This window comes from Nocardioides sp. Soil_C_8, assembly GCF_057656315.1.
Window position 1 is genome coordinate 538,570 of record NZ_JBDGKQ010000001.1, and the last position, 11,216, is coordinate 549,785.

At 71.0% G+C, this 11,216-nt stretch carries 10 protein-coding genes; 5 read left to right on the plus strand and 5 right to left on the minus strand.

Annotated elements, in window-relative coordinates; translation table 11 throughout:
* Window position 1: 1 nt before the first annotated feature.
* Window positions 2–1,453: an aldehyde dehydrogenase family protein gene (locus tag AC3A3L_RS02695; RefSeq protein WP_487638496.1), complete on the plus strand. Its 1,452-nt coding sequence runs from the start codon at window positions 2–4 to the stop codon at window positions 1,451–1,453.
* Window positions 1,450–2,310, plus strand: coding sequence for an aldehyde dehydrogenase family protein (locus AC3A3L_RS02700; RefSeq protein ID WP_487638497.1), 861 nt, complete (start codon window positions 1,450–1,452; stop codon window positions 2,308–2,310). Before AC3A3L_RS02695 ends, AC3A3L_RS02700 begins: the two co-directional genes overlap by 4 nt.
* Window positions 2,311–2,388: 78 nt before the next feature.
* Here the strand turns inward: AC3A3L_RS02700 and AC3A3L_RS02705 are convergent, their stop codons facing one another.
* Window positions 2,389–4,065 (minus strand): substrate-binding domain-containing protein, encoded by a 1,677-nt coding sequence (locus AC3A3L_RS02705; protein WP_487638498.1) that lies wholly within the window; start codon window positions 4,063–4,065, stop codon window positions 2,389–2,391.
* Between the two features lie 98 nt (window positions 4,066–4,163).
* Between AC3A3L_RS02705 and AC3A3L_RS02710 the strand changes: the two genes are divergently transcribed.
* On the plus strand, window positions 4,164–4,778 hold the full coding sequence (locus AC3A3L_RS02710) for an ATP-binding protein (protein ID WP_487638499.1): 615 nt from the start codon (window positions 4,164–4,166) through the stop codon (window positions 4,776–4,778).
* On the opposite strand, the gene AC3A3L_RS02715 is transcribed toward AC3A3L_RS02710, so the two are convergent.
* Window positions 4,765–5,856 carry an adenosine deaminase gene (locus AC3A3L_RS02715; RefSeq protein ID WP_487638500.1) on the minus strand — a complete coding sequence of 364 codons (1,092 nt, stop codon included), beginning with the start codon at window positions 5,854–5,856 and terminating at the stop codon, window positions 4,765–4,767. The genes AC3A3L_RS02710 and AC3A3L_RS02715 overlap by 14 nt on opposite strands.
* Window positions 5,857–5,905: 49 nt before the next feature.
* Between AC3A3L_RS02715 and AC3A3L_RS02720 the strand changes: the two genes are divergently transcribed.
* A complete protein-coding gene (locus AC3A3L_RS02720) occupies window positions 5,906–6,358 on the plus strand; it encodes a MaoC family dehydratase (protein WP_487638501.1) in 453 nt (150 codons plus the stop codon).
* 4 nt (window positions 6,359–6,362) lie between these two features.
* On the opposite strand, the gene AC3A3L_RS02725 is transcribed toward AC3A3L_RS02720, so the two are convergent.
* The 3 genes from AC3A3L_RS02725 to AC3A3L_RS02735 all read right to left on the minus strand — a co-directional run bounded on the left by AC3A3L_RS02725 (window position 6,363) and on the right by AC3A3L_RS02735 (window position 9,781).
* Window positions 6,363–7,955, minus strand: a complete 1,593-nt coding sequence (locus AC3A3L_RS02725) for a VWA domain-containing protein (protein WP_487638502.1) — start codon at window positions 7,953–7,955, stop codon at window positions 6,363–6,365.
* 105 nt (window positions 7,956–8,060) lie between these two features.
* Window positions 8,061–9,347, minus strand: a complete 1,287-nt coding sequence (locus AC3A3L_RS02730) for a thymidine phosphorylase (protein WP_487638503.1) — start codon at window positions 9,345–9,347, stop codon at window positions 8,061–8,063.
* Complete coding sequence (locus AC3A3L_RS02735; protein WP_487638504.1) at window positions 9,347–9,781, minus strand: cytidine deaminase; 435 nt, start codon at window positions 9,779–9,781, stop codon at window positions 9,347–9,349. Before AC3A3L_RS02735 ends, AC3A3L_RS02730 begins: the two co-directional genes overlap by 1 nt.
* A gap of 185 nt (window positions 9,782–9,966) precedes the next feature.
* Here AC3A3L_RS02735 and AC3A3L_RS02740 point away from each other — a divergent pair, with 185 nt between their 5' ends.
* A complete protein-coding gene (locus tag AC3A3L_RS02740) occupies window positions 9,967–11,085 on the plus strand; it encodes a BMP family lipoprotein (protein ID WP_487638505.1) in 1,119 nt (372 codons plus the stop codon).
* Window positions 11,086–11,216 lie beyond the last annotated feature (131 nt).

The window sequence follows — 11,216 nt, forward strand, 5'->3', positions numbered from 1 at the left end:
CATGTTCGAGTACGCCCCCGCACCCGAGTCGCGAGCGATCGTCGACATCAAGCCGTCCTACGGCCTGTTCATCAACGGCGAGTTCGTGGACGGCAACGGCACGTCGTTCAAGACGGTCAACCCCGCCACCGAGGAGGTGCTGGCCGAGGTCGCCGAGGCCAGCGACGCCGACGTCGACGAGGCCGTCAAGGCCGCCCGCCGCGCCTACACCCGCGTGTGGTCGCGGATGTCCGGCGCCGAGCGCGCCAAGTACCTCTACCGGATCGCCCGGATCATCCAGGAGCGCGGCCGCGAGCTCGCCGTCCTGGAGTCGATCGACAACGGCAAGCCGATCAAGGAGTCGCGCGACGTCGACGTGCCGATCGTCGCCGCCCACTTCTTCTACTACGCCGGCTGGGCCGACAAGCTGAAATACTCCGGCTACGGCTCCACCCCGCTCGGCGTCGCCGGCCAGGTCATCCCGTGGAACTTCCCGCTGCTGATGCTCGCGTGGAAGATCGCCCCGGCACTGGCCTGCGGCAACACCGTCGTGCTGAAGCCGGCCGAGACCACCCCGCTGACGGCGCTTCTCTTCGCCGAGATCTGCCAGCAGGCCGACCTGCCGCCGGGCGTCGTCAACATCGTCACGGGCGCCGGCGACACCGGCCGCGCCATCGTGTCGCACCCCGACGTCGACAAGGTGGCCTTCACCGGATCCACCGAGGTGGGCAAGGCCATCGCCCGCGCCGTCGCCGGCAGCGACAAGAAGGTCACGCTCGAGCTCGGCGGCAAGGCCGCCAACATCGTCTTCGACGACGCCCCGCTCGACCAGGCCGTCGAGGGCATCGTCAACGGCATCTTCTTCAACCAGGGCCACGTCTGCTGCGCGGGCTCGCGCCTGCTGGTGCAGGAGTCGGTGGCCGACGAGGTGATGAGCCGCCTCAAGCGCCGCATGGCGACCCTGCGCGTCGGCGACCCGCTCGACAAGAACACCGACGTCGGCGCGATCAACTCCGCCGAGCAGCTCGCCAAGATCCGCGAGCTCTCCGCGATCGGCGAGTCCGAGGGCGCCGAGCGCTGGTCGGCCCCCTGCGACCTCCCGGCCAACGGCTACTGGTTCGCCCCGACCGTGTTCACCGGCGTCTCCCAGGCCCACCGGATCGCCCGTGAGGAGATCTTCGGCCCGGTCCTGTCGGTGCTGACCTTCCGCACGCCGTCCGAGGCGGTCGAGAAGGCCAACAACACCCCGTTCGGCCTCTCTGCCGGCGTGTGGACCGACAAGGGCTCGCGCATCCTGTCCATGGCCAACCGCCTGCGCGCGGGCGTGGTCTGGGCCAACACGTTCAACAAGTTCGACCCGACCTCGCCGTTCGGCGGCTACAAGGAGTCTGGCTACGGCCGCGAGGGCGGTCGCCACGGACTCGAGGGCTACCTCAAGAACACGGACAGCCTCGCGAAGGGAGCGGACGCGTGAGCCGCATCGACGTACGCAAGACGTACAAGCTCTACATCGGCGGCCAGTTCCCGCGCTCGGAGTCGGGCCGCTCCTACGTCGTCAACGACGCCAAGGGCCGCCTGCTCGCCAACGCCGCCCAGGCCTCCCGCAAGGACGCCCGCGACGCCGTCGTGGCCGCCCGGGCTGCCTTCGGCGGCTGGTCGGGCAGGACGGCATACAACCGCGCCCAGGTCGTCTACCGGATCGCCGAGGTGCTGGAGGGTCGCCGCGAGCAGTTCGAGGCCGAGCTCCGCGCCGCGGAGGGCATCACGCCGGCCCGTGCCCGCACCTACGTCGACGCCGCGATCGACCGGCTCGTCTGGTACGCCGGCTGGGCCGACAAGATCACCCAGGTCGTCGGCAACGCCAACCCGGTCGCCGGCCCCTACTTCAACCTGTCGACCCCCGAGCCCAGCGGCGTCATCGCCGTGGTCGCCCCACGCGGCCCGCTCCTCGGCCTCGTCAGCGTCGTCGCGCCGCTCATCATCACCGGCAACACCGTCGTCGTGATCGCCAGCCAGGACAACCCGCTGACCGCGATCACGCTCGGCGAGGTGATGGCCACCAGCGACCTCCCCGGCGGCGTGGTCAACGTGCTGACGGGCTCGCAGGCCGAACTCGCCCCGTGGCTGGCCTCGCACATGGACGTCAACGGCATCGACCTCACCGGCATCGAGGACGACCAGCTCGCCTCGGAGCTCGAGGTGGCGGCTGCCGACAACCTCAAGCGCGTACGCCGTCCCGCGCCCGACACCGACTGGCTCGCCGAGCCCGGGCTCGACCGGATGACGCAGTTCCTCGAGACCAAGACCGTCTGGCACCCGATCGGCGTCTGAGGCGACCCAGCACGACGAAGGCCCCCGGAGATCCTCCGGGGGCCTTCGCTGTGTGCTCGGGGCGGACTTGACGATCGATCAGCGGTTGAGCAGGGCCTGGGCCAGCACGCCGAGGATCTCGTTCGGGTTGTTCACCAGGTAGTTCTGGCCACCGGTCGCCGCGGCGATCTGCTCGAGCTCGCCGGTGTCGGCGTCCTGCGAGATGCCGATGATGATCACCTTGACCGGCTTGGCCGGGTCACGCAGCGACTTCAGCTGGTTGACGAGGGACTCCAGGGACAGCGAGCTGGAGTCGTCGCTGGCACCGTCGGTCATGATCACCACGGAGTTGAACCACGCCGGGTCCCACATCTCCTGCGCGTGCTTGTAGGCCGCGAGGGTGGTGTCCATGACGCCGGTGCCGCCCTTGACCTTGCCGGGCAGGGCGTCGGCCTCGGCGCGGACCTCGTCGCCGTGGGTCATGCCGTCGGCCGCCGGGGCGTCGAGCCGCTCGAGCGGGGAGTACTCGACGTACGACGCGCCGTTCTCGCCTCGGTTCTTCGAGAAGCCCCAGATCCCGATGCGGGCCTGCGCCGGGAACGCGTCGAGCGCGACCTGGGAGGCGGTGACCGCGAGCCCGATGCGGGTGGTGTCGCCGATGCCCACCTTCATCGAGCCGGAGAGGTCGACGACCGCGAGGATGCTGGAGGGCACCGACAGCACGCGCCACTGGCGCAGCGTGTCGTCGGTGGTCTTCTGGGCGACCTTGTTGAGCACCGGGGCGCCGCCGAGACCGATGTCGTTGGGCAGCGGGGCGCCGTCGGGACCGCGGAGCTCGGCGGCCGCGATGGCCTCCACGCCGGCCCCGGAGGCGAACCAGCGGCCCAGGGCGCGGGCGACGCGGGCCGAGAGGTCGCCACCCGAGGCGAGGATGTCCTTGCTCCCACGGTTCACGTCGATCAGGGGGTACTGCAGCATCGGCACGCCGGTCTTCGGCGCCACGAGGCTGAGCTGGTCGTTGCTGCGGCGCGCGGCGAGGTAGGCCTGCTCGGTCGCGGGCACCAGCTGGGTGCTGGACGCGGTGATCGTCGACAGGTCGGTCTCGTTGGCGCTGCCGGCCACGGCACGCTCGCCGTAGGTCTGGGCGACCGGGACGGTCTTCTGCTCGATCGTCAGCGCGGTCTCGCCGGTCTTCTTCATCTCGGCGTAGGGCGCGAGCAGGGCGAGCGCGGAGGCACCCTCGGCGCTCGGGTCGGCCATCGCCAGGCTGCCGCCGTCGAGCACGGACGACCAGGAGGCCGGGGCCTTGGCGGCCGGGCCACCGATGAGGCCGACGGGCGTCTGGGCGAGGACCTCCGTGATCGGCGTACCGGTCCAGCCGGCACTCGTGAGCTGGCCCTTCCAGGTCGGGCTGTCCGGGATCCAGATCTCGGGGAGCTCGGCGTTGGGGTCGCTCAGCAGGGCGACGACGTCCTTCACGGTGCCAGCGGTGACCTGGATGTCGATGCAGGGCTCGTCCTCGTTGACGTCCTTGACCGCCTGCGCGACCAGGTCCTCCATGACGGGGGCCGTGGTCAGCGTGACCACCTCGGAGACGCAGTCGGCACCCTCGGGCTCGCCGTTGGCGCCGCGCACCGCGAAGAAGCCGCCGACGCCCACCACGACTGCGAGCGCGAGCCCGCCCAGCACGAAGGTCTTGGCGGGGCGTCCGGCGCTGCCGGAGCCACCCGTGGTGTCGGGCGCGGCCTCGGGCGCGGTCGAGTCGTCGAGACTCATGAGGGTCCTCCCAGAGGGGTGTCGATCGAGGGTCTGGGCGAGACTAAGGTCCAGCCTTTACCCCCCGTGGCCGAACGACGAAATGAGTCCGTAACAAAATGAGCACTGCCCAGGTGGTCGTCCTGGCCGGCCCCAGCGGCGCCGGCAAGTCCCGGCTCGCGGAGCGCCTCGGCCTGCCCGTCCTGCGCCTCGACGACTTCTACAAGGACGGCGACGACCCCTCGCTCCCCCGTATCACCACCGGCGCCAACGCCGGCCTGGTCGACTGGGACCACCCGGACTCCTGGCACGAGGCCGATGCCCTCGCCGCGCTGCGCGAGCTCTGCGCCACCGGACGGTGCGAGGTGCCGATCTACGAGATCGCCCAGAACGGTCGCTGCGGGTCCCGCGTCGTCGACCTCGGCGGCAGCAGCCGCTTCGTCGCCGAGGGCATCTTCGCCCCGGAGGTCGTCGCCACGTGCCGCGACGAGGGCATCCTCGCCGCGGCCTACTGCATCACCCAGCACCCGCTCGTCACGTTCTGGCGGCGCCTCACCCGCGACCTGCGCGAGCACCGCAAGCCACCCCTCGTGCTCGTCCGCCGCGGGCTGGCGCTGATGCGCGACCAGCAGCGCGTCGTCGCCCACGCCCTCCGGCAGGGGTGCCGGCGAGCGACGGGCGACCAGGCCTACGCCGAGCTCACGGCCGGCGGCAGCGCCGCTAGCCGTCGATGAGCGCGGCGTAGCCCGGCTTGACGACCCCGTCGATGATCGCGAGCCGCTCGTCGAAGGGCAGGAACGCCGACTTCATCGCGTTGATCGTGAACCAGCGGAGGTCCGCCAGCGAGTAGCCGAACGCCTCCACCAGGCCGAACATCTCCTGCGTCATCGACGTGCCGCTCATCAGGCGGTTGTCGGTGTTGACGGTGACGCGGAAGCGCAGGTCGGTCAGCAGCCCGATCGGGTGCTCGGCGAAGGACTCCGCGGCCCCGGTCTGGATGTTGGAGCTCGGGCACATCTCCAAGGGGATCCGCTTGTCGCGGACGTAGGCCGCGAGCCGGCCGAGCTCGACCACCGGTCGTCCGGTGTCGGGGTCGTCGCTCACAGTGATGTCGTCGATGATCCGCACCCCGTGGCCGAGCCGGTCGGCGCCGCACCACTGGATCGCCTGCCAGATGGACGGCAGCCCGAAGGCCTCGCCGGCGTGGATGGTGAAGTGGGCGTTCTCGCGCTGGAGGTACTCGAAGGCGTCGAGATGTCGGGTGGGAGGGAATCCCGCCTCGGCGCCGGCGATGTCGAACCCCGCGACGCCGCGGTCGCGCCACGCGATCGCCAGCTCGGCGATCTCCATCGACCGGGCCTGGTGCCGCATCGCGGTCAGCAACTGTCGTACGACGATCCTGCCGCCGCTGGCGGCCATCCCGGCGTCGAAGCCCTCCTGCACGGCTGCGACGACCTCGTCGAGCGTCAGGCCACCGGTCACGTGCTGCTCGGGCGCGTAGCGCACCTCGGCGTAGACGACGCCGTCCTCGGCGAGGTCCTCGACGCACTCACGGGCGACGCGGGCGATCGCGGGACCGTTCTGCATCACCGCGACGGTGTGGTCGAAGGTCTCCAGGTAGCGCACGAGCGAGCCCGAGTCGGCCGCCTCGGAGAACCAGCGACCGAGCGACTCGGCGTCCTGGGCCGGCAGCTCGTGGCCGATCTCCGCGGCGAGCTCGACGATCGTCTGCGGACGCAGCCCGCCGTCGAGGTGGTCGTGCAGCAGGACCTTCGGGGCGGCCTGCACCTGGTCGCGGGTGGGAGTGCTCATCGGCACATCCAAGCAGGGCGCCCCACGGTCGAGCACTATCGTCGTGCGCATGCGCACCTTCACCACGCTCGACGAGGTCGCGGCCGCGTCCGGGTCCGAGATCGGCACCAGCGAGTGGCTGGACGTCGACCAGGCCCGTATCGACGCGTTCGCGGACGCCACGCTCGACCACCAGTGGATCCACGTCGACACCGACGCGGCCCGCACGGGGCCGTTCGGCACCACCATCGCCCACGGCTTCCTCACCCTGAGCCTGCTCCCCCACTTCGCCTCGCAGGTCTTCCGGCTCGAGACGCCGGGTGCCCGGCTCAACTACGGGCTCGACAAGGTGCGCTTCCCGAGCCCGGTCCAGGTCGACAGCCGGCTGCGCTCGCACGTGCGGTTCGGCGAGGTCCGCGACCTCGCGGCCGGCAAGCAGCTCGTCGTGGAGCACACCGTCGAGATCGAGGGCCACGACAAGCCGGCGTGCGTCGCCGCACACGTGGTCCTGCTCCTCGCCTGAGGCGTCACCGCGACAGCACGGCCTGGGCGAACACGCCCAGGATGTCGCCGGGCTCCGCGGCGAGGTAGGCCTCACCGCCGGTCACCCGGGCCATCCTGCGCAGCGCTGCGAGGTCGGCGTCCCCGCTGATCGCGATGCCCACCAGCCGCACCGGCTTGTCGGGGTCGCGCAGCACCTCGAGGCGCTGCAGCAGCTGCTCGAGGCTGATCGAGCCGGGGTCCTCGTTCTGGCCGTCGGTCATGAGGACCACGGAGTTCGAGTAGTGCGGTCGGTAGTTCTTCAATGCCGTGCGGTACGCGGCCAGCGCGGTGTCGTACAACCCGGTCCCGCCGTCGGTGAGGCTCGGCATCTCGGCGGCGCGCTCACGCAGGGCGTAGCGCTGGGTACGGCCGAAGCGGAGGTCGTCGAGGCGGCGGATCGGTTCGAGCTCGCGCCAGTCCTGGCCGGGACCGCCCTTGTCGATCGAGAACACCCACAGGCCCACGCGGGCGTGGTCGGGGAGGAACCCGAGCGCGATCCCGGCCGCGTCGGCCAGCAGGTCCATCCGCGACCCCGTGCCGGTCTCGGCGTCCATCGAGCCGGAGGCGTCGACGACGGCGAGCATGGCCGACGGCACGCTGAGCACGCTCCACGAGCGAACGGCGTCGGCGATCGCCTTCGCCGACACCGGCCGCAGGCCGGCACCCTCCTCGGGAGCGCGGAGTCCCTCGTCGGTGACGAGCGAGCGTCCCTCCGGGGTCGCGAGGTGGTCGGCGAGCGCGCGGGCCAGCGCGCGCGAGCCCTGCGCCGCGTCGTCGCCCACCAGGAGCGGGAAGTCGAGGACCGGCGCCCCCACGGTCGGTGTCAGGTCGCTGAGGTCGGGGCGGCCGGTCTCGGACCGCAGCTGCTGCTCGGTCACGACCACGAGGCGCGGCGAGCGGCGGGGGAACATGGCGGGCTGGACCGTGGCGTCCTCCCCCTCGACGGTGCGCGCGCCCTGCGCCTGCGCGAACGGGACCATGAGCTGTCGGGCCGCCTCCCTGGTGCGACCGACCGCTCTCGCCTCCGCCTCCGGCGCGGTGACGGCGAGGGCGCCGGCGACCGACGACTCCGGGTTGGGCACGGTGACCAGGCCGGACGCCTCGGCGTCGCCCCAGGAGGGGAACCGCTGGGCCGCCCTGCCGCCCACGAGGAGCACGGGCGTGCGCGCCAGGCTCTGGACGAGCAGGCGGGGTCGGGTCGCGCGGCCGAGGTACGCGTCGGTGGTGAGGTAGTGGGCCTCGGGCACCCAGACGTCCGGGAGGTCGCCGCCCATCGAGACGCCCCGGGCGACCTCGATCCCCGACCGCATGGAGGGATCGACCTGCACGCAGTCGGGCGTCACCTTCGCGAGCGCGGCCACCACGACGCCGTACATCTCCGGGGCGACGGCGACGTCGACGCGGCGGAACTCCGCGCACCCGTCGTCGGACGCGGCGGTCCCGCCGTCGGAGCGGGACAGGGCGAACCACGTCGCACCTGCGCCGACCGCCAGGCCAGTCACCAGCACCACCACGGCCAGCACCGCGGTCGTCATCATCGTGGCGCGACCGGGGCCGCGCTGCTCGTTGCTCTGCATCGGGTCCCCCAAGATCCCTAAGGTAAAGAAACGCTAAGAAGGGACCCGTGCGAGCCGGTTGCTACTGGCCGGTCATCGCCAGAGTTGGGGAGAGCCCGATCGGTGTCAGCCGATGCGGTCGAGCACGATCTGCGTGCCGGCGCGCCCGGCATCGCTGCTGCCGATGTCGTACCCGCCCTCGAGCGAGGCCAGCGCCCGCTCGAAGCGCTCGGGCTCGTCGGTGAGCAGCGTGAAGAGCGGCTCGCCCTCGGTGACCTCGTCGCCGGGGCGTGCGTGCCAGACGACGCCGGCTCCGGCCTGCACCGGGTCCTCCTTGCGGGCCCGCCCGGCACCGAGGCGCCAGGCGGCCATCCCGACCGCCATCGCGTCGAGCCGGGTGAGGGTGCCGCTCGACGGCGCCGTGACGACGTGCGACTCCTTCGCCACGGGGAGGGCGGCGTCCGGGTCGCCGCCCTGCGCGCGGATCATCGCCTTCCACACGTCCATCGCCGAACCGTCGGCCAGCTTGTCGGCCGGGTCGACGTCGCCGCGCCCCGCGCCGGCGAGCATCTCGCGGGCCAGGGCGAGGGTCAGCTCCACGACGTCGGCCGGGCCGCCGCCCGCCAGGACGTCGACGGACTCCTGCACCTCGACCGCGTTGCCGGCGGTCAGCCCCAGCGGGGTGGCCATGTCGGTGAGCAGCGCGACGGTGTGCACCCCGGCGTCGGTGCCGAGCGCGACCATCGTCTCGGCGAGCTCGCGCGCGGAGTCGAGGTCCTTCATGAAGGCACCGCTGCCGACCTTGACGTCCAGCACCAGGGCGCCGGTGCCCTCCGCGATCTTCTTGCTCATGATCGAGCTGGCGATCAGCGGGATCGCCTCCACCGTGCCCGTGACGTCGCGCAGGGCGTAGAGCTTCTTGTCGGCCGGGGCGAGGCCGTCACCGGCGGCGCAGATCACGGCACCGACGTCCTCGAGGATCCCGAACATCTCCTCGTTGCTCAGCGCCGCTCGCCACCCGGGGATCGACTCGAGCTTGTCGAGGGTGCCGCCCGTGTGGCCCAGGCCGCGGCCCGACAGCTGCGGTACGGCGACGCCGCACGCGGCGACCAGCGGGGCCAGCGGCAGGGTGATCTTGTCGCCGACGCCGCCGGTGGAGTGCTTGTCGGCGGTCGGGCGCGACAGGGAGGAGAAGTCCATCCGCTCCCCCGAGGCGATCATGGCGCCGGTCCAGCGCGAGATCTCCCGGCGGTTCATCCCGTTGAGCAGGATCGCCATCGCGAGCGACGACATCTGCTCGTCGGCGACGTCGCCGCGCGTGTAGGCGTCGATCACCCAGTCGATCTGGCTGTCGGACAGCTCGTGCTTGTCGCGCTTGGCGAGGATCACCTCGACGGCGTCGTGGGCGGCCACTACTCGGTTCCTTCCACTGCGGTGTCGGCCACGTGGGCCAGGTCGTCGGGTCCGAAGGCGTCGGGGAGCACCTCGGACATGGGCTTGACGCCCGAAACGGTCCAGACCAGCAGGTCACGACCGCCGTGCTCGAACAGGAGCTGGCGGCACCGGCCGCACGGCATGATGATCTCACCCTCGCTGTTGACGCAGACGAAGTGCGTCAGCCGACCGCCTCCGGTGGCGTGCAGGTGGGAGACCAGGCCGCACTCGGCGCACAGCACGACGCCGTACGCAGCGTTCTCGACGTTGCAGCCCACCACGGTGCGGCCGTCGTCGGTGCGCGCGGCGGCGCCGACCTTGTATCGGGAGTAGGGCGCGTAGGCCCGTTCCATCACCTGCACCGCCCGTTCGCGGAGCCCGTCCCAGTCATCCTGCTGCCAGCTGTCGGTCACGCGGTCACTATGGCGCATGCGGCGAAGCCGCGGTCTTTGGCAGGTTCCGCCGAAAGTCGTCCGGCGACTTTTAGGTCTCAAACGCATTTCAGAAGTCCCGAACCGCGTGACGGGGTGCGCCACGGCAGGCATCATGCTCCCGGAAAGCTGACCCCACCCCGGGGTGCACGAACTTGGAGGCATTTGTGTTGAAGACGAGGAAGGTCGTCTCGAGCGGCCTCGTGGCGCTGCTCGCCGCCGCGACCCTGGCTGCGTGTGGTGACGCGCCCGAGGAAGACACCAACACCGGGAGTGGGAACGACAGCAGCGCGGCTGCCAGCGACTTCACGCCGTGCATCGTGTCCGACGCCGGCGGTTTCGACGACAAGTCGTTCAACCAGCTCGGCTACGAGGGCGCCAAGCAGGCCGCCGACGAGCTCGGTGTCGAGCTGATCGACGTCGAGTCCAACAGCGAGAACGACTACGGCCCCAACCTGGAGAGCCTGGTCGGCGAGGGCTGCGACGTCATCGTGACCGTCGGCTTCGCCCTGGCCGCGGCGACCAAGGAGTCGGCTGCGGCCAACCCCGACATCGAGTACGTCCTGATCGACGACTCCGCCGACGGCGGCGACGACGGTGCGACCTTCGACGGCAAGGCCGACGTGGAGAACATCAAGCCGCTCCTCTACAACACCGCCGAGGCCGCGTTCCTCGCCGGCTACGCAGCTGCCGACTACACCAAGACCGGCAAGGTCGGCACCTACGGCGGCATGCCCTTCCCGACCGTCACCATCTTCATGGACGGCTTCAAGCAGGGCGCCGAGTACTACGCCAAGGAGAAGAAGAAGGACGTCGAGGTCGTCGGCTGGGACGGCAAGAACGGCTCCTTCACCGGTGGCTTCGAGGCCAACGAGGCCGCGACCAGCACCGCCAAGCAGATCCTCGACCAGGACGTCGACGTGATCCTGCCGGTCGGCGGCCCGATCTACCAGGGCGCGATCACCGCGATCGAGGACTCGGGCAACGACGTCGCGATGGTGGGCGTCGACGCCGACCTCTTCGAGACGGACCCGAGCACCCAGGACTACGTCATGACGTCGATCCTCAAGGGCATGAAGGTCTCCACCTACGAGGCGATCATGGCCGCGGGCAACGACGAGTTCGACTTCGAGCCCTACATCGGCACCCTCGAGAACGAGGGCGTGGGCATCGCCCCGTTCCACAACTTCGAGGACAAGGTCAACCCCGAGCTGCAGGGTGAGCTCGACGAGGTGAAGGCCGGCATCATCGACGGCTCGATCAAGGTCCAGTCCTACCTGGGCTGATCACCAGCACGCTCCACGACGGAGGGAGGCCGACGGTGTCGTCGGCCTCCCTTCTCCGTGTCGAGGCCCTTCGGGCAGACTCCCGGCCGGCTTTCCGGCCGCCCCGTACCAGACCCCCGGTCCAGACCTCC

Coding starts and splice junctions, on each gene's coding strand:
- AC3A3L_RS02695 (WP_487638496.1), top strand. CDS start 2: ATGTTCGAGTACGCCCCCGCACCCGAGTCGCGAGCGATCGTCGACATC.
- AC3A3L_RS02705 (WP_487638498.1), bottom strand. CDS start 4,065: ATGAGTCTCGACGACTCGACCGCGCCCGAGGCCGCGCCCGACACCACG.
- AC3A3L_RS02710 (WP_487638499.1), top strand. CDS start 4,164: ATGAGCACTGCCCAGGTGGTCGTCCTGGCCGGCCCCAGCGGCGCCGGC.
- AC3A3L_RS02715 (WP_487638500.1), bottom strand. CDS start 5,856: ATGAGCACTCCCACCCGCGACCAGGTGCAGGCCGCCCCGAAGGTCCTG.
- AC3A3L_RS02720 (WP_487638501.1), top strand. CDS start 5,906: ATGCGCACCTTCACCACGCTCGACGAGGTCGCGGCCGCGTCCGGGTCC.
- AC3A3L_RS02725 (WP_487638502.1), bottom strand. CDS start 7,955: ATGCAGAGCAACGAGCAGCGCGGCCCCGGTCGCGCCACGATGATGACG.